The sequence below is a fragment of the Streptomyces sp. BL1 genome (assembly GCF_057628045.1).
Genome location: NZ_JBXYWZ010000002.1, coordinates 2799318 through 2820415, shown reverse-complemented (window position 1 = coordinate 2820415; position 21098 = coordinate 2799318). Strand labels below are relative to the sequence as shown.

Here is a 21098-nt window from a genome sequence, read left to right as displayed (position 1 = left end):
TACCGCCGGGCGGGCCCGTCCCGGGCGTGGTGAGTTGAAGAGCTTCGCTCTTCCTTTCCGCCGCAGCGGCGAGCTGTTGAGCGGCGCTGGTCGGCGGTGTCAGCGCGAGCCGCGCTCTTACCGCCGGCCGCGCCCGCGGTGGTCACCCGCCGTCGCGGCGGGAGGAGTTGTCTGTCTCCCCGCCGCAGCGGCACCGCCTGGCGGCGTCAGCGCGAGCCGCGTTCTCGCCGTCGGGCGGGCCCGTCCCGGGCGTGGTGAGTTGAAGAGCTTCGCTCTTCCTTTCCGCCGCAGCGGCGAGCTGTTGAGCGGCGCTGGTCGGCGGTGTCGGCGTGAGCCGCGCTCTTACCGCCGGGCGGGCCCGCGGTGGTCATCCGCCGTCGCGGCGGATAAGAAGGCGGCCCTCACTCCGTGGGCCCCTCCCGGGGGAAGCGGAGGCGGAACAGGGCGCCGCCTTCTGCGGCCTGTTCGGCCGTGAGGGTCGCTTCGTGGGCTCGGGCGATTTGGCGGGCCATGGCGAGGCCGAGGCCGGAGCCGGGGAGGGTGCGGGCCGTGGGCGCGCGGTAGAAGCGGTCGAAGACATGGGGCAGGTCCTCCGCGGCGAGCCCCGGCCCGTGGTCCCGTACGGTCAGCTCCGGCGCCCCGTCGCGCAGCGCCAGGGCGACCTCCACCACCCCGCCCTCGGGGCTGAACTTGGCCGCGTTGTCCAGCAGGTTGGAGAGCAGCCGGGACAGCCGCGCGGGCACGCCCGGCACGGTGCGCCCCGCCACAGCGGGATCCGCCTCGTACGCGAAGGACGTGCGCGGCCAGTGCCCGCGCGCCGTCTCCACCGCGTGCGCGGCCAGCGACGCGAGCGGGACCTGCTCCACGAGCGGCACCGGCTCCTCGTCCCGGGCGAGCTCGATCAGGTCGTTGACCATCGTGGTGACCTCGCGAAGCTGCCGCTGCAGCGCCCCCGCCGCACGGTCGCGCTGCGCGTCCGTCAACCGGTCGGCGCGGGCGAGCAGTTCGGTGTTGGTCCGCAGCGCGGTGAGCGGCGTCCGCAGTTCGTGGGAGGCGTCCGCGACCAGCCGGCGCTGTGCCGTGACGGACTGTTCCAGCGCGCCGAGCATGGTGTTGAAGCTGGCCGCGAGCCGGGTGACCTCGTCCTCCCGCTCCGGAGGGCCGGGCGGCAGCTCGATGCGGTGCGCCGGGTCGCGCGTGGCGGTGATCCGTTCGGCGGCCGCGGTGAGCCGGGCGACGGGGGAGAGGCCCGTACGCGAGACCCAGTAGCCCAGCCCGCCCGCGAGCAGCACGCCCGCGCCGCCGACGACGCCCAGCATCCACGCGGCCTGCCGCACCCCCTGCTGCACGGTGTCGGACCGCAGCGCGACCTGGAGCGCGTGATCGGTGCCGCGGATACGGGTGGTGAGCATCCGCGCGGGATGCCCGTGCACGCTCAACTCGCTGTAGTACGCGTCCCGTTCGCCGGACGCCACCGCGCGGGTGCCGTCGGATACGGGCAGCGGGTAGCCGGACCGCGGGTCGTCGGCCGCGTCGGCCGGGACGATCTGCGAGCAGGCGGGCGCGGCCAGATAGCGGCACTCGGCCGACAGCGCCTGCGGCTGCTCGTCGCGGTGCTGCTGCGTGGCGAGCGTGGCGGACTGCTTGAGGTTCAGCTCCAGTTGGTGGTTCAGCTCGAAGCGGATGACGACGAACGCCGCCGCGCACACCCCGATCACGACCAGGGCCACGGCCGCCGTCGCGACCGCGGAGAGCTGGGTGCGCAGCGGCCGGCGCCGCCGCCAGGCCGGCACCCCGCGCTCCCCGCCGCCGGACCCGCGGGTGCCGCGCGCCACCCCGCTCACGACGTGCTGCCCAGCCGGTACCCGACGCCGTGCACCGTGTGCACCAGCCGCGGCTCGCCGCCCGCTTCCAGCTTCCGGCGCAGATAACCGATGTAGACGGCGAGGGAGTTGGAGTCGGGTCCGAAGTCCCGCCCCCACACCTGCTCCAGCAGCACCTCACGGGGCACGGTCTGCCCGGGGTTCCGCAACAGCAGCTCCAGCAGCGCGCATTCGGTACGGCTGAACTCCAGCTTCCGCCCGTCCCGCCGGCCGCTGCGCGTCTCCGGGTCGAGTTCGAGGTCCCCGTACGCGAGCAGCCCGCTCTCCCCGGGCGTCTCCTGCACGGTACGGCGCAGCAGGGCCCGTACCCGCGCCGCCAGCTCGTCCAGCGCGAACGGCTTCACCAGATAGTCGTCGGCCCCGGCGTCCAGCCCGTCGACCCGCTCGCTGACCGCGTCGAGCGCGGTCAGCACCAGCACCGGCGTACGGTCGCCGACCCCGCGCAGCCTGCGGCAGACCGCGAGGCCGTCCAGTACGGGCATCATCACGTCCAGTACGAGGACGTCCGGTTCCCAGCGCGCCACCACCGTCAGCGCGGACAGCCCGTCGGCCGCGGCCCGCACCTCGTATCCCTCGACGGCCAGCGCGTCCCGCACGGCGGCACGGACCTCCGCGTCGTCGTCGACCACCAGCACCTTCGACCTCGTCATGGGCACAGGCTGTCAAAAGCGTTCTGAGAACCCTCTTATGAGAACGACCACCAGCGTGGCGGCCGTACGGAATCCCCACACACGCGGGCAGCACCGTGGCCCGGCCCGGAAAGGGGCGCGGGGAACTGCGCAAACCACAGGGAAACCGCACCCGCCGAGCTCAACACAGGGGCCGCGGGGACCTGCGCCCAATAAGGGGCGCGGGGAACTGCGCATCCCCCGCAACTAGCTCAGCGCTCAGCGCCCCCGCTCAGCGGGAACGCTGGCCGCAGAGAGACCACTGAGCAGCAGCGTGGTGAAGCGCCGAGCCCACTCCGCGTCCACCGCCTCCGCGCTGACCAGCGAACGGTGCACCACCGCACCGGCGATCACGTCGAAGATGAGGTCGATGATGCGGACGGTCTCCCGCGCGTCGGGGGAGTCCGAGGGCAGCTCCCCGCGCCCCTGGGCCCGCCTCCGGCCCTCCAGTACGAGCCGTTTCTGCCGCCCCACGATGGCGTCCCTGATCCGGTCCCGCAGTGCCGGGTCGTGCGTGGACTCGGCGACGACGTGCATCAGGGAGGTCTTCGTCTCGGGGCGGTCGAGCAGCGCGGCGAAGGACAGCACCACGCCCTCGATGTCGGCCCGCAGGCTGCCCCGGTCCGGCAGCTCCAGCTCGTCGAAGAGCACCGCGACGGCGTCGACGACCAGTTCGCTCTTGCCGGCCCAGCGCCGGTAGAGCGTCGTCTTGGCGACCCCGGCCCGCGCCGCGACATGGCCCATCGTCAGCTTTCCCCAGCCGAGCTCCACCAGCGCGCCCCGCGTCGCGTCGAGGATCGCGTCGTCGGCCTCGGTGCTGCGGGGTCTGCCGGGACGGGACCGGGGCGTGGGGGCTGTGGGCGGGGTGGGCATAAGGCGACCATACCGGCCGGTAGGGGCCGCGCCGTGAGGCGGATCACGTCCCCGGCCCCGGGGGTTCCTTCGCGTCGGCGGGGCGACGGCAGTTACGCTACGACCCGTAGCGGAATGAAGGTGATCATCTCCGCTGCGGCGACAACCACGAGTGCCGGGTGGGGACCCGGCACACAACGCCGCGGGAAAGGGGGAGACTGGTTCCCATGCAGCCACGCAATATGTCCATGAGCGGAGTGGTCGACCTCTCCGCGGTGAAGGCGGCCGGTGAGGCCAAGGAGAAGGCGGAGCAGGCGCGCGCCCGCTCCGCGGACGGGAGCGGTGCCCCCGCTCCCGTGAGCCTGGTGATCGATGTCGACGAGGCGGGCTTCGAGGCGGACGTACTCCAGCGTTCCGCCGAGGTCCCGGTCATCATCGATTTCTGGGCCGAGTGGTGTGAGCCGTGCAAGCAGCTCTCGCCGCTCCTCGAACGCGTCACGCGCGCGTACGGAGGCAAGGTCCTCCTCGCGAAGATCGACGTGGACAAGAACCAGATGCTCATGCAGCAGTTCGGCGTGCAGGGCATCCCCGCGGTGTTCGCCGTGGTCGCCGGGCAGGCGCTGCCGCTCTTCCAGGGGGCCGCTCCGGAGCAGCAGATCCGGGAGACCTTCGACCAGTTGATCCAGGTCGCCGAGCAGCGCTTCGGCATCACGGGTCTGCAGGGTGTCGAGGACGCCGGCGACGGGCAGGCCGAGGCCGAGGCGGAGGAGGAGCCGGCGGAGCCGGAGGACCCCGCGCTGGCCGCCGCCCAGCAGGCCCTGGACTCGGGCGACTTGAACGGTGCGGTGCAGGCGTACAGGAACGTGCTCTCCGACGACCCCGCGAACAGCGAGGCGAAGGTCGGGCTGGCGATGTCCGAACTCCTCGTCCGGGTCTCGGAGTTGGACGAGGTCTCCGCGCAGCAGGCGCGCAAGGACGCGGCGGACGGCCCGACCGATGTCGCGGCGCAGCTGAAGGCCGCGGACCTGGACATGGCCGGCGGCCACGTCGAGGACGCGTTCGGACGTCTCGTGGAGACCGTGAAACGGACTGCCGGAGATGACCGGGAGAGTGCGCGCGTGCGGCTCCTGGAGCTGTTCGAGGTGATTGGTGCGGACGATCCGCGGGTAGTTTCGGCCCGCGGCGCACTGGCGCGAGTGCTGTTCTGAGTCACGGCCGGTCCGTGGCTGCGACGGGTCCGAGTCGTGCTGATATGCAGCGGAAGCTGATGCACAGCAGAACTCAACAGCCTCACGCGACACATTGATTTAGCGACAACAGCGACCGCGTTTTGCCAAAACTTGGCAATCGCGGTCGCTGTTACTCCAAGTAAGGGGCGGTCGGAGCTTTCTCCGGTGTTGTCCGAATGATCCAGCGGGTGTGACCCCTGTGACGGCGACCCTCCGTGCCCGCCCTATGCTGTTCGGCCGCCGGCCGGTTATCTCGCCGTTACTCGTAAGTAACGGAACCCCTTGTGCCCAGCTTCGAGATGGACCACGATCGGCCAAGCTCGGTCCATGGCTCTCAGCCCGGCACCCATCCGGCGCCCCGTGACCATGGGTCCCCACCGAGCGGACCGGCACCCGTACCTGGCAACACCCGCACCGCCGCCGGTCCTTCCGGGCAGGGGGGTCCCCGTCGTGAGACAGGGCCTGTCCGAACAAAGCAGGTTGCGCGAGAGCGTGGCCAGTGGTTGTCGCTCGGGGGTGATCGCCGACAGCTCGGATGAGGCGCCAAGGTGCGCCCCGTACGACGGCGCTCTCCTTCCCGAGGACGTAGCACTTCTCCCATCCCAGGCAGGGAGCGGTCCGTAGAGGAGCGGACCGGACCAGGCCGGAGATGTACGTCCGAGAAGGAGGAAAGGTCATGGAGTCCCTGGCTCGTGGCGGGACCAGATGGAAGCGCTTCGCCGTCGTCATGGTGCCGAGCGTTGCAGCGACGGCGGCGATCGGAGTCGCGCTGTCGCAGGGTGCACTGGCGGCGTCGTTCAGCGTCTCCGGTCAGCAGTTCAAGGTGGCGGCCGACAGGCTGGACGGACAGGGTTTCGTCCAGTACGGCGCGGTCGACAGCACCAAGAAGGGCAAGAAGCCGGTCGCGGTGGTCGGGTTCGAGTCCGCCCAGATCCGCAACCTTTGTCAGTCCGTCGTCGTGCCGGTTCCGGCGTTCGGCGACATGACGATGAAGCTGACGGCCGGCACCTCGGGTCCGAAGGTCGAGGCGAAGAAGCTCTACATCGACGCCGACGACCTCGGCGCGAACGCGACCTTCAACAAGATCGACATTGGTGTCTCCGCGGACGACACCACCAAGGGCCCCGGAACGTCGCCCGGCGACAACTACGCCAAGGGGTCGTTCGCACAGCAGGCGCAGAGCGCGACGTTCACGGACGTCCAGCAGCGTGCCTGGGCGACCACCGCCGGAACGTTCAAGCTCAGCGGCCTCAAGATGGCCGTCAAGAAGGGCAAGCAAGAGTGCTACTGACGCACTCGGGGTCCTTCCAGAAGAACCGCTGACCGTTCGGGCGCGGAGCGGCGGGGGCCGGCAGCCGTCCGGCCCCCTCCGTGTCCGTACGGGAACACCGCTCCAAATGCAAGCAAGCTTCGTGCCAGTCCCGAGGAGCCGTACGACATGAGCGCCGACACGCGACACGGCCTGAAGAACACATTCGGCCAGAAGCGCAGTGAGTTCCGGGCATGGCGCGGTCAGCGCCCGTTCTGGGGCGGCATGCTGACGCTGCTCGCCGGCATCCCCATCATGTGGATCCCCTACCAGAACATCACCCTGGGCTCGCTGACGATCCGGATGTCGACGACCGCGGGCGCCGGTTCGCTGATCATCGGCGTACTGCTGGTCGTCCTCGGCCTGACGATGTGGTTCCAGCCGCACTCACGGGTGTTCGCCGGTATCGCGGCGATTCTGCTGTCCCTGGTGTCCCTGGTCGTCTCCAACGTGGGCGCCTTCATGATCGGCTTCCTGCTGGGGCTGCTCGGTGGTGCGCTCGGTGTCGCCTGGGCGCCCGGCAAGGCCGCGGCACGCGGCGAGGACAGCGGCACGGAAGGCGACGGCGAACCGGAGAGGGCTCCCTCGAGCCCCGTCTACTCCGCGGACTCCGCGCCGGACCTGCCCAAGCGGACCCCCGGCGGCGGTGGCGGCACAGGCCGGAGCACGGGCGCCAACGGTGCCCTGGACGACCTTTCAGTCTTCGGATCGGCTTCGTCGACCGGAGCCGAATCGAACCACGGGAACGGGAGGCACCGTGCCGGGTGACGAGCTGAACGAGGAGGCAGGCGGGTCGGTGAAAGCCGCACCGGACGCCGGCCACGCGAGAACCGGGGCGCGCCACGCCGCCCCCAGGAAGCATCTGCTGAACCGTCTGCACGTACCGGCGGGCAAGGCGATAGCCATCGCGGCGATGCCCTCCGCCGTCCTGATGGGCATGGGGCTCACGCCGCAGCTGGCGAACGCGAAGCCGATGCCCAAGAACCCCTTCAAGTCCGGCCCTTGCGTCTCCCAGGAGGACCGGGAGAACGCGGAGGAGCAGAAGGAGCGGGAGAAGGAGCAGAAGGCCGACGCGGCGAAGGCCGAGAAGGCCAAGGAGGCCGCCCAGAAGAAGCTCGCGGCCGCCAAGGCCAAGAAGGAGCAGGAGCGCAAGGCGGAGGCGGACGAGAAGTCCGGCTCCGGCGACTCGGGCTCCGGCTCCGGCAGCGCGGATTCGGGCACGGCGGACTCCGGCACCCAGGACTCCGGCACCCAGGACTCCGGCACTCAGGACTCCGGTGCTCAGGACACTGAGAAGAAGGACCCGCTGGACCCGCTGGGTCTCGGCGACGCGCTGCACGACACCCTCACCCCGGACGACAAGCAGGACACCCAGGACCAGGAGACCAAGTCCGGTACGGACGCCGCCGGTTCGGCTGACAGCTCCGGTACGGACTCCGGCTCCGGTTCCTCGGACAGCCCCACCAAGCCGGTTGAGGACACCGTCAACAAGGTCGGCGACGGGGTCAAGGACACCACCGACAAGCTGGGCGACGGCGTCAAGGACACGACCGACAAGGTCGGCAAGGAAGTCGGCAAGACGCAGGACAAGCTCCCGGCCGTCGGCGGTGCCAACAAGGCGGACGAGAGCGGCAAGAAGGCGTTCCCGTGCGTCGAGGAGAAGAAGACCGACGGGAAGGACGAGCAGACCCCTGCCACGCTTCCCGACGACCCGTGGACGCTGGAGTCCTCGAAGCTCAGCCTGCACGGCCTGAACTACGAGGGCGTCGTCAACGTCAAGACGGCGAACGGCAGCACGAAGCAGACCCTCAAGTTCACCGCGGACAGCATCGACATCAAGGACCTGCACCAGATCGTGAAGGGTCCCGCCGGCACCAACACCCACGTGCGGACGCCCGAGGGCTCCAACTCCACGGTGGACGGCGGCAAGGTGACGATGTACACCGACCGGCTGCAGGGGAACCTCTTCGGCCTGATCCCGATCGTCTTCGACCCGGAGCACCCGCCGCCGCTGAACGTCCCCGAGGCGATGTTCACCAAGGTGAAGGTCACCCAGGCCGGCCAGTTCGGCGGCAACCTCACGGTGCCCGGTCTGAAGACCACCGTCGAGTAACAGCCCCCGCCCGGCTCCCCGTTCCGGCCTTCCGGAACCCCGGACCTCGCCGGGAGCCGAGAGACGTCAGGGCCCGCCCCGCAATCGCGGGGCGGGCCCTGACGTTCGTCCGCGCCCGTCACCGGGCCGCTGTGCGCCTTACTGCTCTTCGCTGCCCAGGTGGTGGACCCGCACCATGTTGGTGGTGCCGGGGACGCCGGGGGGCGAGCCGGCCGTGATGATCATGGTGTCGCCGGCGTCGTACCGGTGCAGCTTGGAGAGCTCCGCGTCCACCAGCTCGACCATCTCGTCGGTGTGGTCGACGTGCGGCACCACGTACGTCTCCACGCCCCAGCTCAGCGTGAGCTGACTGCGCGTCGACGGGTCGGTGGTGAAGGCCAGGATGGGCTGGGCCGCGCGGTAGCGGGACAGCCGGCGGGCCGTGTCACCGGACTTGGTGAAGGCGACGAGGGACTTGGCGTCCAGGAAGTCCGCCATCTCGCAGGCCGCGCGGGCCACCGAACCGCCCTGCGTACGCGGCTTCTTGCCGGGCACCAGCGGCTGCAGGCCGCGGCCGAGGAGCTCCTCCTCCGCCGCCTCGACGATCTTCGACATGGTCTTGACCGTCTCGATCGGGTACTTGCCGACCGAGGACTCGGCGGACAGCATCACCGCGTCCGCGCCGTCCAGGATGGCGTTCGCGACGTCGCTCGCCTCGGCGCGCGTGGGCCGCGAGTTCTCGATCATGGACTCCATCATCTGGGTCGCCACGATCACCGGCTTGGCGTTGCGGCGGCACAGCTCGATGAGCCGCTTCTGCACCATCGGGACCTTCTCCAGCGGGTACTCCACCGCCAGGTCGCCGCGCGCCACCATGATCGCGTCGAACGCGTCGACGACCTCTTCCATGTTGTTGACCGCCTGCGGCTTCTCCACCTTGGCGATCACCGGCACCCGGCGGCCGACCTCGTCCATGACCCGGTGCACGTCGCGCACGTCGGAGGCGTCCCGGACGAAGGACAGCGCGACCATGTCGCAGCCCATCCGCAGCGCGAACTTGAGGTCCTCGACGTCCTTCTCGGACAGCGCCGGGACGTTCACCGCCGCACCGGGCAGGTTGATGCCCTTGTGGTCGGAGATCACGCCGCCCTCGATGACGATGGTCCGCACGCGCGGCCCGTCGACCTCGATGACCTGGAGCGCGACATTGCCGTCGTTGATCAGGATCGGGTCGCCCTTGGTGACATCGCCGGGCAGGCCCTTATAGGTTGTGCCGCAGATGGTCTTGTCGCCGGCCACGTCCTCGGCGGTGATGGTGAACTCCTCACCGCGGACCAGCTCGACGGGACCCTCGGCGAAGGTCTCCAGGCGGATCTTCGGTCCCTGGAGGTCGGCCAGGACGCCGACCGCGCGGCCGGTCTCCTCGGAGGCCTTGCGGACGCGGTGGTACCGCTCCTCGTGTTCCGGGTGGGATCCGTGGCTCATGTTGAAGCGGGCCACGTTCATGCCGGCCTCGATCAGCGTCTTCAGCTGGTCGTAGGAGTCGACGGCTGGGCCCAGGGTGCAGACGATTTTGGAACGGCGCATAGGGCGATCCTATCGGGTTTGTTTATTAGCGGAACGAAGGGGGGTGAACTGCGTCACCGTACGGCGGACCGTCAGCCGGCGGACTCCTCCGACGGTCCGTCCGCCACCAGGGCGTAGGTCTGCTGTGCGATCTCCAACTCCTCGTCGGTCGGGACGACGGCCACCGCGACCCGTGCGTACTCCGGGGAGATCAGCCGCGGCTCGTCCCCGCGTACGGCGTTCAGCTCACTGTCGACCGCCAGTCCCAGCTCCTCAAGTCCGGCCACGGCGGCTTCCCGTACCGGTGCGGAATTCTCGCCCACGCCCGCCGTGAACGCGATGGCGTCCACCCGGCCGAGCACGGCGTAGTAGGCGCCGATGTACTTCTTCAGCCGGTGGATGTAGATCTCGAAGGCGAGCGCGGCCTGCTTGTCGCCCTCGTCGATGCGGCGGCGGATCTGGCGCATGTCGTTGTCGCCGCACAGGCCGACGAGGCCGCTCTTCTTGTTGAGCAGCGTGTCCACCTCGTCCAGCGACATCCCGGCGACCCGGCCCAGGTGGAAGACCACGGCCGGGTCCACGTCGCCGGAGCGGGTGCCCATCACGAGGCCCTCCAGCGGCGTGAGCCCCATCGAGGTGTCCACGCACTGCCCGCCGCGCACGGCGGACGCCGAGGCCCCGTTGCCCAGGTGCAGCACGATCACATTGACGTCGGCCGGGTCCTTGTCGAGCAGCAGCGCGGTCTTCCGCGAGACGTACGCGTGCGACGTGCCGTGGAAGCCGTACCGCCGCACACGGTGCTCGTCGGCCGTCTCCGTGTCGATCGCGTAGCGCGCCGCGGACTCCGGCATCGTCGAGTGGAAGGCCGTGTCGAAGACGGCGACCTGCGGCAGCCCCGGGTTCAGCGCCTGTGCCGTACGGATGCCCGTCAGGTTCGCCGGATTGTGCAGCGGCGCCACCGGCACCAGCCGCTCGATCTCCGCCAGCACCGCGTCGTCGATCAGCGTGGGCTGGGTGAACTTCAGCCCGCCGTGCACCACCCGGTGCCCGATCGCGGCCAGTTCGGGCGAGTCCAGGCCGAGGCCGTCCGAACTCAGCTCCTCGGCCACGGCCTTCAGCGCCTCCTCGTGGTCCGCGATCCGCCCCGTGTGCTCCCGCTCGGCGCCGCCCGTGGACAGTGGCGTGTGCTCCAGCCGGGACGTCTCCTCACCGATCCGCTCGACCAGGCCGACGGCCAGCCGGGAGCCGTCGGTCATGTCGAGGAGCTGGTACTTCACGGAGGAGGAACCGGAGTTGAGGACGAGGATGCGGGAGGCGCTCACGGGTGTTTCTGCTTTCTTGCGCGGGTGTGGGGGTGTGGGGGACCGGGCGGGCGCGGCTCAGCCGCCGGCCTTCTCGCCCTGGGCCTGGATGGCGGTGATCGCGACGGTGTTGACGATGTCCTGCACCAGCGCGCCGCGCGACAGGTCGTTGACCGGCTTGCGCAGGCCCTGCAGCACCGGGCCCACGGCCACGGCCCCCGCCGAACGCTGCACCGCCTTGTACGTGTTGTTGCCGGTGTTCAGGTCGGGGAAGACCAGCACGGTGGCCTGCCCGGCGACCTTCGAGTCCGGCAGCTTCGTCTTCGCGACCGACGGCTCGACCGCGGCGTCGTACTGGATGGGGCCCTCCACCAGGAGGTCCGGACGCCGCTCGCGGACCAGCTCGGTCGCCTGCCGGACCTTGTCCACGCCGGAGCCGGAGCCCGAGGTGCCCGTCGAGTACGACAGCATCGCGATCCGCGGCTCGACGCCGAACTGCGCGGCGGTGGTGGACGACTGGATGGCGATGTCCGCCAGCTGCTCCGCGTCCGGGTCCGGGTTCACCGCGCAGTCGCCGTACACCAGGACCTTGTCCGCGAGGCACATGAAGAAGACCGAGGACACGATCGACGCGTCCGGCTTCGTCTTGATCACCTCGAAGGCGGGCCGGATCGTCGCCGCCGTCGAGTGCACGGCACCGGAGACCATCCCGTCGGCCAGGCCCTCCTGCACCATCAGCGTCCCGAAGTACGACACGTCCGCGACGACGTCGTGCGCCAGCTCGAAGGTGACGCCCTTGTGGGAGCGGAGCTTGGCGTACAGCTCGGCGAACCGCTCACGCAGCGGCGAGGTCTGCGGGTCGACGGCACGCGCCGTCGCGCCGCCGCCCTCGGCCACCTCGTCGTCGCTCAGCAGCGCCAGATCGATGCCCAGCTCGGCGGACCGCTTCCGTACGGTGTCCGGGTCGCCCAGCAGCGTCAGATCGCAGATGTTGCGGCGCAGCAGCACCTCGGCGGCGCGCAGCACCCGCTCCTCGGTGCCCTCGGGCAGCACGATGTGCCGGCGGCCCGCACGGGACCGCTCCACGAGCTGGTGCTCGAACATCATCGGCGTCACGCGCTCGCTGCGGTTCACCGACAGCAGCCCGGTGAGCCGTTCCGTGTCCACATGGGTCTCGAAGAGGCCGAGCGCGATCTCCGCCTTGCGGGGCGTCGCCGCGGTCAGCTTGCCCTCCAGCGCGAAGAGTTCGGCCGCGGTGGGGAAGGAGCCGGCCGGCACCGACAGCACCGGCGTACCGGGCGCCAGCCGCGACGCGAGCTCCATGGTGCGGGCCCCGGGGGTCTCGTCCAGCGTCAGCAGCACACCGGCGATCGCGGGGGAGCCCGCCGAGTGCGCGGCGAGCGAGCCGACGATCAAGTCGGCCCGGTCTCCCGGGGTGATGACCAGACAGCCCTCGGTCAGCTGCGGCAGGAAGGTCGGCAGGTGCGCGCCGCCGAACACGAAGTCCCGTACGTCGCGGGCCAGTCCGGAGTGATCGCCCAGCAGCACCTCGGCGCCCAGCCGGTCCTTCACCTGGGACACCGTCGGCGCCGACAGTGCCGGCTCCTCCGGCAGTACGTACACCGGCTCCGGCAGCACCTCGTCCAGGCCGCGCACGGCGTCCTGCGCGTGCGCGTCGTTCACACGGTTCGCGATCATCGCCACGACCTCGCAGCCGAGCGAGGTGAAGGCGTGGTGCGCGTTGCGGACCTCGGCGACCACCGACTCGGCGGGCTGGTCCTGGCCGGCCACGACGGGGAGCACAGCGGCGCCGAACTCGTTGGCCAGCCGGGCGTTGAAGGAGAGCTCGTTGGGGAGCTGGGTGTCGGCGTAGTCGGTGCCGAGCACGAGCACCGCCTCGTAGTCCTTCGCCACGGCGTGGAAGCGGTCGAGCAGCCGGGCGAGCAGCTCGTCCATGCCCTTCTCGGCCTGGAGTGCCATGGCCTCGTCATAGCTCATCCCGAAGACGGTGCCGGCCGGCTGTGCGAGCCGGTACCGGCTGCGCAGCAGGTCGTAGAGCCGGTCCGGACCGTCGTGCACCAGGGGCCGGAACACTCCGACACGGTCCACCTGACGGGTCAACAGCTCCATGACTCCCAGCTCGACGACCTGCCGGCCGTCGCTCCGGCCGATGCCGGTCACGTACACGCTGCGCGTCACGTGTGCTCTCCCTCTCTCCGTCGTGGACATCCGTGCGGTGTGGGCGATTTCCCGCACAGGATCACCTGAAAAGCGCCCGTAATGGTGCACCTATACCCTTGACAATACCTGCGCATCTGGCTATATCGCTCGCCTGGTCTCTGACCGGGGCAGTGTCCGCGGAGTGGCCCGGCGGTGCCGGGTGCATTCAAGACGTGAAACAATCCCCCCGGCTCACCACATGGATCAGCAGGCAACTCACCTGGCAGGAGAAGCGAACCCCATGCGTATCGGAGTCCTCACCGCTGGCGGCGACTGTCCCGGTCTGAACGCTGTGATCCGTTCCGTCGTGCACCGCGCCGTGCACGACCGGGGCGACGAGGTGATCGGTTTCGAGGACGGATTCAAGGGGCTGCTCGACGGCCGCTACCGTCCCCTGGACATCAACTCGGTTTCCGGCATCCTCGCCCGCGGCGGCACGATCCTCGGCTCGGCCCGCCTGGAGCGCGACCGGCTGCAGGCCGCCTGCGACAACTCCGAGGAGCTCATCGAGCGGCTCGGCCTGGACGCGCTGATCCCGATCGGCGGCGAGGGCACCCTGACCGCGGCGCGGATGCTCGCGGACGCCGGCCTTCCGGTGGTGGGTGTGCCCAAGACCATCGACAACGACATCTCGGCCACCGACCGCACCTTCGGCTTCGACACCGCGGTCGGTGTCGCCTCCGAGGCGATGGACCGGCTGAAGACCACTGCGGAATCGCACCAGCGGGTCATGGTCGTGGAGGTCATGGGCCGGCACGCGGGATGGATCGCGCTGGAGGCCGGCATGGCGGCCGGCGCGCACGGGATCTGCATCCCGGAGCGCCCCTTCGAGATCGACGACCTGGCCAAGATGGTCGAGGAGCGGTTCTCGCGGGGCAAGAAGTTCGCGATCGTCTGCGTCGCCGAGGGCGCCCGCCCCGCGGTCGGCTCGATGGCGTACCAGAAGGGCACCATCGACCAGTACGGGCACGAGCGGTTCGTCGGCATCGGCAACATGCTCGCCGCCGAGCTGGAGCACCGCCTCGGCAAGGAGGCCAAGCCCGTCATCCTCGGCCATGTGCAGCGCGGCGGTACGCCGACCGCCTACGACCGGGTGCTCGCCACCCGCTTCGGCTGGCACGCCGTGGAGGCCGCGCACCGCGGGGACTTCGGCCACATGACCTCGCTGCGCGGCACCGAGATCGTGATGGCGCCGCTCGCCGATGCGGTGACGGTGCTGAAGACGGTGCCGCAGGACCGGATGGACGAGGCCGAGGCGGTCTTCTAGCCGAAGCGGCTTTCCGGGGCGTGGATTTCCGGGCCTGCGGCCCGCACCTGGCCGGGAAGGCATGGGACCTTGCTGCCGAGTGGTTCCGGGCTGTCAGCCGCTGTCGGGGCGGGGCCTGGCGCGGCGCCAGAAGTGGTCCAGGATTCCCGCGAGGAACTCGCGGCCTGCCGCGCCCGTGTCCTCGGGCGTCCCTGGCGCCTGCGGCGCGCCCCAGTTGAGCGAGCCCGCCGTCGTCGACTGGTAGGAGCCGTGCATCGCGCGGAGCACCGTCTCCAGCTCACGGCGGGGCAGCGGCACCAGCTTGCCGACCGGCCGTACGTACGGCTGCCAGCGTCCCGTGACCGCGCTGCGGAGCAGCTCCGCCAGGTCCTCCGCCTTGCCGGTGAGCTCCAGCAGCACGTCCGGGGGCAGATCGAGGGCCGCGGCCAGGGCGCTCGCCTGCCGGTCGGTGCCGGGCCATTCGCCGGTGGCCTCGGCCTGTTCGTACGTGGCGGTGTCCATGCTCGCCGCGAGGGCCGCGTCGGCCGGTGCGACGCCCTTCGCCAGCCGGTACTCGCGCAGCGTGCCCGGGCTGCCCAGCAGGTCGGCGGGGGAGCACCACAACGCGCCCGCCAGCGCGCCGAGTTCCGTCTCGTCCGGGGCGCCGACGCCCCGCTCCCAGGCGGCGACGGTGTGCGGGGAGACGCGGGTGCCGTACGCGGCCCACATGCCGTACGCGACGTGGCCCGGTGTCAGGCCCAGCTCCTCGCGGAGCCGTCTTGCCGCCGCGGCGTCGAACGGGCTGGGAGCCGGTGTGCCGGCGGAGGTGGTGCGGTCGCGCATCGGCTCACCGTAGGGGCGGAGGCCGTGGCGTTCTACGGTGCGAACAGCCGAAGACGGACGTTGTGGGAATCTCCAGGGGCCGGTGGCCGGATCCGGCGGGTCCGGGGCCGGGTTCAGCCCTTTATCGCGCCGCCCAGGGTGAAGCCCCCGCCGAGCCTGCGGGAGATCAGGATGTAGAGGACCAGCACCGGCGTGGAGTAGAGCAGCGAGAAGGCGGCGAGCTGGCCGTAGACGACGGAGCCGTAGCTGCCGAAGAAGGTGAAGATGCTCACCGACGCCGGGAGTTGGTCGGGGGAGAGCAGCAGCATGAACGGGACGAAGAAGTTGCCCCACATGATCACGAAGCTGTAGACGGCGACGACGGCGACGCCCGGGCCCATCAGCGGCAGCACGACCCGTACCAGCGACTGGAACCAGGACGCGCCGTCCGTCCAGGCCGCCTCCTCCAGGATCTCCGGCACGCCGTCCATGAAGTTCTTCATCAGCCAGACGGCGAAGGGGAGTTGGGACGCGGCGAGGAACAGGGACGTGCCGTACATCGTGTCGATCAGGTTGATCTGCACGAACAGGCCGTAGACCGGGACCATCACGGCGGTGATGGGCAGGCACGTGGTGAACAGGACGGTCAGCAGATACGGGCGGGAGAAGCGCGAGCGGTAGCGGGACAGGGGGTAGGCGGCCAGCGAAGCGCAGACGATGGTCAGCAGGGTCGCACTGCCGCACAGCAGCAGGCTGTTGGCCATCGGGGTGAACGTGATCTCGTCGGTGAGCACCGCGGAGAAGTTGTCCAGGGTGGGGGAGCCGGGGGCGCTGATGCGCACGGTGGCGTGGTCGTCGACGGAGGCGAGGAGCAGCCAGACGAGCGGGACCGCGAACGCGGCCGCCACGGCGAGCAGTCCGGCGTCGGCGGCGAGCCGCTCCCGGGTGCGGCGCTGGAGCACGATCAGACCTCTTCCCGCATCAGACGGAGATAGACCACGGAGAACAGGCCGCCGACCACCAGGAGCAGCAGCGCGACGGCGGTGCCGTAGCCGATCAGGGACTTGTTGAAGGCCTGGTCGTACATGAAGACCGGGAGGGTCTGGCTGCGGTTGCCGGGGCCACCGCGGGTCATGGCCCAGATCAGCCCGAACACCGAGAGCGTCTGCAGGGTGTTGAGCATCAGATTGGTGGCGATGGAACGGCGGATCATCGGCAGGGTGATGTGCCACAGCCGCTGCCGGGAGCCCGCGCCGTCCACTTGCGCCGACTCCGACACCTCCCGGGGGATCTCGGACAGCGCCGCCGAGTAGACCAGCATCGAGAAGGCCGTGCCGCGCCATACGTTCGCGAACGACACGGCGAGGATGGGCACGGTGAACAGCCAGTTCTGGCCGGGCAGATGGAGCCAGTCCAGCACGGCGTTGAGGGTGCCCTGCCGGGCGAAGAAGGTGTAGAGCAGGAAGCCCGCCACGATCTCCGGCAGCACCCAGGCGCTGATGACGATCGTGCCCGTCAGGGTGCGTACCGCCTTCGAGGCGCGCTGCATCAGTGCCGCCAGCGCCAGGCCCAGGGTGTTCTGCCCGATCAGCGACGAGATCAGGGTGAACACCAGGGTGAGGACGACCGCGTTGAGGAAGTCCGGGTCGCCGAAGGCGCGGGTGAAGTTGTCCAGGCCGACGAAGGCCGCCGACTCCTGGCCGGTCAGCTGGAGATCGGTGAAGGCGATGTAGACGCAGTAGGCGATGGGGCCGAGCAGGAAGAGCAGCATCAGCGCCGTGGCGGGGGTGATCGGGAGCCACCGCCACCCGCCCCGGCGGCCGTGCGCCGCCGGGGACTTGGCGGCCGGTGCCGCGGGGCCGGCCGTTTCCGTGGTGTCGAGGGTGCTCACTTGGAGGTGACCGCCCCGCTGGTGATGGAGTTCAGCTGCTGGTCGTACGTCTTCGCCGCCTCGCCCACCGTGCTGTCGCCCGTGGTGACGCCCTCCATGGCCTCGGTGAGGGCCGTGGACACCTGCGGGTAGACGGGCAGCGCCGGGCGGTAGTTGCTGTGCTCGACGCGGTCGGTGAAGAACTTCACGCCGGGCATGGACGACTTGTAGCGCGGGTCGGCCGCGACGTCGTCCCGTACGGCGATCTGGGCGTTGCTGACGCAGAACTCGACGGCGTTCTTCTTGCTCTGGAGCGTCTGGATCAGCTTCCAGGCGAGGTCGGGCTTCTGCGACTTGGCGGAGATCGACCAGGTCCAGCCGCCGGACATGCTGACCTCACCGGGGGCCTCGCCGTTCTGCGTGGGCATCTTGGCGAGGCCCATCGTCTTCTCCCACTCGGGCCACGGGCTGCCGCCGCTCTTCAGCCACTGCTGGCCGAGCCAGGAGCCGTCCAGGTCGATCGCCAGCTTCTCCTGCGGGAGCAGTTCGGTGGGGACCTTCGTCTGGATGGCCGGGCTGAGAGCCTCGTCGACGTCCGGGCCGAGCTTCTCGCCGTACACCGTCTTCACGAAATTCAAGCTGTCCCGGAAGCCCTTGTTGCTCTTCACCCATTTCTTCGACTGCGGGTCGTAGAGCGGGTCCTGGCCGGTGCCGTACAGCAGCATCTCGAAGCCCTGCATGGCGGCCGCCTCGCCGGCGGCCTTTCCGGTGAAGATGTTGAACGGGATGACGCCCGGCACTTCTTTCTTGAGGGTGCGGGCGGCTTTGAGAATGTCGTTCCAGTTCTTCGGCTGCCAGTCGGTGGGCAGGCCCGCTTTCTTGAAGAGCTTCTTGTTGAACCAGAGGGCGCGGGTGTCGGTGCCGTCGGGGATGCCGTACGTCTTGCCGTCCGCCGCCTTGGCCGCGGTCTTCGCCGTGGGCTCGAACCGGTCCCAGGACTTCCACTTGTTCAGGTAGTCGTCCAGCGGGCGCAGATAGCCGCTCTTGATGTCGGAGTTGATGAGGAAGGTGTCCTCGTAGACCACGTCGGGGGTGGTTCTCGGCGAGCGCATCATCTGCTGGAGCTTGGTGTAGTAGTCCTGCGGCGACGCCTTGATCGGGATGAGCTCGACCTTCTTGCCCTTGTTCTCCCGCTCGAACTCCTTCGCCACCTTCTTCACGAAGTCGTCCCGGACGGTGACGTCGGCCTTGGTGTCCTTGTTGAAGGCGATCTTGACGGTGTCCTTGTCGCCGCCGCTTCCTCCGCCGCAGCCGCTGAGCGCGGTCGCGGCGAGGGCCGCTGCGGTGGCGAGGACGAGCGGCGGGGTGGTGCGGCGGCGCGTGGTGCTGTGGCGCGCGGTGCGGAAGGGGGAGCGCACGGGACATGACCTCCTCGGCCACGGCCGGGGGCGGCCCCGCGGGGGGATGGCCGCCGGCCACAGGGGCTGCTGCGTGACCGTACGGTGGCCCGGCGGTGTGACAGGGGTCAATGCCCGTGCAGTGACGCAGCCTGACGTTGTGACAACGTTGTTATTCCCCGGGCGAAACGTGGGCGCGTCGCGGGGTGTCGGGGGTTGCGCAGTTCCTCGCGCCTCTGGGGTTTCCGCACTCCTCGTGCGGGCGTCAGAACTTCCAGCGGTAGCAGAACTCCGGGCGGCCGACCTGGCCGTATTGCGGGCGGCGGTCGGCGCGGGAGGCCGTGACGAGGTGCTCCAGATAGCGGCGTGCGGTGATGCGGTTGACGCCGAGTTCCTCGGCGGCAGTGCTCGCGGTGAGCCCGTCGCCGCCCGACGCGCGGAGCGCGTCCACGACCCGTTCCAGGGTCGGCGCGCTCAACCCTTTGGGCAGGGTGGGCTGTTGGGGCGTGCGCAGCACGGACAGGGCGCGGTCCACATCGGCCTGGCTGCTCACCCGCGCCGAGTCGTCCGCCGTGCTGTTGCGGAACTCCGCGTACTGGAGCAGCCGGTCGCGCAGGACCGCGAACGTGAACGGCTTCAGCACGTGCTGTACGACGCCGAGGGACACGCCCTCCCGTACGACGGTCAGGTCGCGTGCGGAGGTCACCGCGAACACGTCGGTGGTGCTGCCCGCGCCGCGCAGCGCGCGCAGGAGCGCGAGGCCGTTCCCGTCGGGCAGATACAGGTCGAGCAGGATCAGGTCGACGCGCGAACGCTCCAGCGCCCGGCCGGCCTCCGCGCGGGAGTGCGCGATGCCCACGACGGCGAAGCCGGGGACGCGGTCGACGTACTGCGCGTGCGCGTCGGCGGCGACGCGGTCGTCCTCGACGACGAGGACGCGGATGGGTTCGGCCGTCATGTGCGGACCTCCGGCCGTGGTGCGGTAATCGGCAGCCGTACGGTGAACTCAGCGCCGCCGGAGGGGGATTCGGTCACGGTGACCGTACCGCCGTGCCGGCGTGCGGTCTGCCGTACGAGCGCGAGGCCGAGGCCGCGGGGGCCGTCCGTGCCGTGCGGCCCGTCCTTGGTCGACCAGCCGCGCTCGAAGATGTCGTCGACCGCGTCGACGGCGACGCCGGGCCCGTTGTCCGCGACGCGGATGAGCACCTGCGCCTGTTCGGCGCGCACGGTGACGCGGACGGCGGGGCGTACGGGGCGCGCTTCGTCCGCGGGTGTCTCCGCGCCGGCAGGCGCCGACGCCGCGTCTACCGCGTTGTCGAGGAGGTTGCCGAGGATCGTGACCAGGTCGCGGGAGGGCAGCGCTGCGGGGGGTGTCGCGTCGTCCCAGTGCGTGTCCGGGGTCAGCGACAGCTCCACGCCCCGCTCGCTGGCCTGGGCCGCCTTGCCCAGCAGCAGGGCCGCCAGCACCGGTTCGGCGACGGCCGTCACCACCTGGTCGGTGAGGGCCTGGGCCAGCTCCAGTTCCTCGGTCGCGAAGTCCACCGCCTCGTCGCTGCGGCCGAGTTCGATGAGGGAGACCACCGTGTGCAGCCGGTTCGCCGCCTCGTGGGCCTGCGAGCGGAGGGCCTCGGCGAAGCCGCGTACGGAGTCCAGCTCGCCCGTCAGCGACTGGAGTTCGGTGTGGTCCCGCAGGGTCACCACCGTGCCGCGCTGTTCACCGCCCCGTACCGGCGAGGTGTTCACGACCAGCACCCGGTCGGCCGTCAGATGCACCTCGTCCACCCGCTCCTCCGACGCCAGCAGCGCCCCGGTCAGCGGCCGCGGCAGGCCCAGCCGGTCCACCGTGCGGCCCACCGCCTCCCCGGTGAGACCGAGGAGTTCGCGGGCGCCGTCGTTGATAAGGGCGACCCGGCGCTGCCCGTCCAGCATCAGCAGCCCCTCGCGCACCGCGTGCAGCGCGGCCTGGTGATAGTCGTGCATCCGGCCCAGCTCGGCCGCGTTCATCCCGTGAGTGCTGCGCCGCAGCCGCGCGTTGATGACGTACGTCCCCAGCCCGCCGAGCAGCAGCGCCGCGCCGGCGACGCCGATCAGCAGCGCCACCTGCTCACTCAGCTGCTCGCTGATCGTCTCCACGGCGATGCCCGCGCTGACCAGGCCCACGATCCGCTCGCCGTCCCGGATGGGCGTGACGACCCGTACGGACGGGCCGAGCGTGCCGGTGTACGTCTCGGGGAACGTCCGCCCCTGAAGGGCAGGCCGGATATGCCCGACAAAACGCCCACCGATCCGTTCCGGGTCCGGATGCGTCCACCGGATCCCGCGGGTGTTCATGATGGTGACGAACGTGACACCCGTGTCACGCCGCACGTGCTCCGCGTACGGCTGGAGCCGCTCCGTCGGCCGCTTCGCGTCCCGGATCGCCTCCCGTACGGACGGGGAGTCCGCGACGGCCCGCGCCGTCGCGCTCGCCCGGTGCGTGGCGGACTCCTCGGCCTGTAGCCGGTCCGTCACATAAGCGAACACCGCGCACACCGCCACCACCACGGCGACCAGCACCACCTGCATGGCGAAGAGCTGGCCCGCCAGGCTCCTGGGAGGGCGGGGTGAACGGAAACGGGCGCGCATCCGCACAGTTTGCACCTG

Annotated in this window: 17 protein-coding genes; 5 read left to right on the top strand and 12 right to left on the bottom strand. The window is 70.5% G+C overall.

What is annotated here, in order from left to right:
- Positions 1–401 precede the first annotated feature (401 nt).
- The 3 genes from AC3AGO_RS12305 to AC3AGO_RS12295 form a co-directional block, all read right to left on the bottom strand.
- Entirely contained in the window at positions 402–1844 is a 1443-nt protein-coding gene (locus AC3AGO_RS12305) for a sensor histidine kinase (protein WP_487820208.1), read from the bottom strand.
- Positions 1841–2533 carry a response regulator transcription factor gene (locus AC3AGO_RS12300; protein WP_487820207.1) on the bottom strand — a complete coding sequence of 231 codons (693 nt, stop codon included), beginning with the start codon at positions 2531–2533 and terminating at the stop codon, positions 1841–1843. The genes AC3AGO_RS12305 and AC3AGO_RS12300 overlap by 4 nt, the downstream gene beginning before the upstream one ends.
- Positions 2534–2770: 237 nt before the next feature.
- Positions 2771–3424 (bottom strand): TetR/AcrR family transcriptional regulator, encoded by a 654-nt coding sequence (locus AC3AGO_RS12295; RefSeq protein WP_487820206.1) that lies wholly within the window; start codon positions 3422–3424, stop codon positions 2771–2773.
- Between the two features lie 206 nt (positions 3425–3630).
- Here AC3AGO_RS12295 and AC3AGO_RS12290 point away from each other — a divergent pair, with 206 nt between their 5' ends.
- From AC3AGO_RS12290 to AC3AGO_RS12275, 4 genes are all read left to right on the top strand, one after another.
- Complete coding sequence (locus AC3AGO_RS12290; RefSeq protein WP_487820205.1) at positions 3631–4611, top strand: tetratricopeptide repeat protein; 981 nt, start codon at positions 3631–3633, stop codon at positions 4609–4611.
- Between the two features lie 697 nt (positions 4612–5308).
- Positions 5309–5923 (top strand): DUF6230 family protein, encoded by a 615-nt coding sequence (locus AC3AGO_RS12285; RefSeq protein WP_487820204.1) that lies wholly within the window; start codon positions 5309–5311, stop codon positions 5921–5923.
- Between the two features lie 147 nt (positions 5924–6070).
- Positions 6071–6709, top strand: coding sequence for a DUF6114 domain-containing protein (locus AC3AGO_RS12280; protein ID WP_487820203.1), 639 nt, complete (start codon positions 6071–6073; stop codon positions 6707–6709).
- A complete protein-coding gene (locus AC3AGO_RS12275; RefSeq protein WP_487820202.1) occupies positions 6699–8054 on the top strand; it encodes a hypothetical protein in 1356 nt (451 codons plus the stop codon). Before AC3AGO_RS12280 ends, AC3AGO_RS12275 begins: the two co-directional genes overlap by 11 nt.
- Before the next feature lie 138 nt (positions 8055–8192).
- On the opposite strand, the gene pyk is transcribed toward AC3AGO_RS12275, so the two are convergent.
- From pyk to pta, 3 genes are all read right to left on the bottom strand, one after another.
- Positions 8193–9620 carry a pyruvate kinase gene (gene pyk, locus AC3AGO_RS12270; RefSeq protein ID WP_487820201.1) on the bottom strand — a complete coding sequence of 476 codons (1428 nt, stop codon included), beginning with the start codon at positions 9618–9620 and terminating at the stop codon, positions 8193–8195.
- A gap of 71 nt (positions 9621–9691) precedes the next feature.
- A complete protein-coding gene (locus AC3AGO_RS12265; RefSeq protein ID WP_487820200.1) occupies positions 9692–10921 on the bottom strand; it encodes an acetate kinase in 1230 nt (409 codons plus the stop codon).
- A 57-nt stretch (positions 10922–10978) separates the two neighbouring features.
- Positions 10979–13099 (bottom strand): phosphate acetyltransferase, encoded by a 2121-nt coding sequence (gene pta, locus AC3AGO_RS12260; protein WP_487820199.1) that lies wholly within the window; start codon positions 13097–13099, stop codon positions 10979–10981.
- A 262-nt stretch (positions 13100–13361) separates the two neighbouring features.
- Here pta and AC3AGO_RS12255 point away from each other — a divergent pair, with 262 nt between their 5' ends.
- Positions 13362–14387 carry a 6-phosphofructokinase gene (locus AC3AGO_RS12255; RefSeq protein ID WP_487820198.1) on the top strand — a complete coding sequence of 342 codons (1026 nt, stop codon included), beginning with the start codon at positions 13362–13364 and terminating at the stop codon, positions 14385–14387.
- Positions 14388–14480: 93 nt separating this feature from the next.
- Here AC3AGO_RS12255 and AC3AGO_RS12250 read toward each other — a convergent pair whose 3' ends face one another.
- The 6 genes from AC3AGO_RS12250 to AC3AGO_RS12225 form a co-directional block, all read right to left on the bottom strand.
- Positions 14481–15209 (bottom strand): helix-turn-helix domain-containing protein, encoded by a 729-nt coding sequence (locus tag AC3AGO_RS12250; RefSeq protein WP_487820197.1) that lies wholly within the window; start codon positions 15207–15209, stop codon positions 14481–14483.
- A gap of 113 nt (positions 15210–15322) precedes the next feature.
- The gene (locus AC3AGO_RS12245; protein WP_487824630.1) at positions 15323–16153 is read right to left on the bottom strand and encodes a carbohydrate ABC transporter permease; all 831 of its coding nucleotides are present in this window, start codon (positions 16151–16153) and stop codon (positions 15323–15325) included.
- Positions 16153–17079: a carbohydrate ABC transporter permease gene (locus AC3AGO_RS12240; RefSeq protein WP_487820196.1), complete on the bottom strand. Its 927-nt coding sequence runs from the start codon at positions 17077–17079 to the stop codon at positions 16153–16155. Before AC3AGO_RS12240 ends, AC3AGO_RS12245 begins: the two co-directional genes overlap by 1 nt.
- Positions 17076–18476, bottom strand: coding sequence for an extracellular solute-binding protein (locus tag AC3AGO_RS12235; RefSeq protein ID WP_487820195.1), 1401 nt, complete (start codon positions 18474–18476; stop codon positions 17076–17078). The genes AC3AGO_RS12240 and AC3AGO_RS12235 overlap by 4 nt, the downstream gene beginning before the upstream one ends.
- 244 nt (positions 18477–18720) lie before the next feature.
- Complete coding sequence (locus AC3AGO_RS12230; RefSeq protein WP_487820194.1) at positions 18721–19413, bottom strand: response regulator; 693 nt, start codon at positions 19411–19413, stop codon at positions 18721–18723.
- Complete coding sequence (locus tag AC3AGO_RS12225) at positions 19410–21080, bottom strand: sensor histidine kinase (protein WP_487820193.1); 1671 nt, start codon at positions 21078–21080, stop codon at positions 19410–19412. Before AC3AGO_RS12225 ends, AC3AGO_RS12230 begins: the two co-directional genes overlap by 4 nt.
- Positions 21081–21098 lie beyond the last annotated feature (18 nt).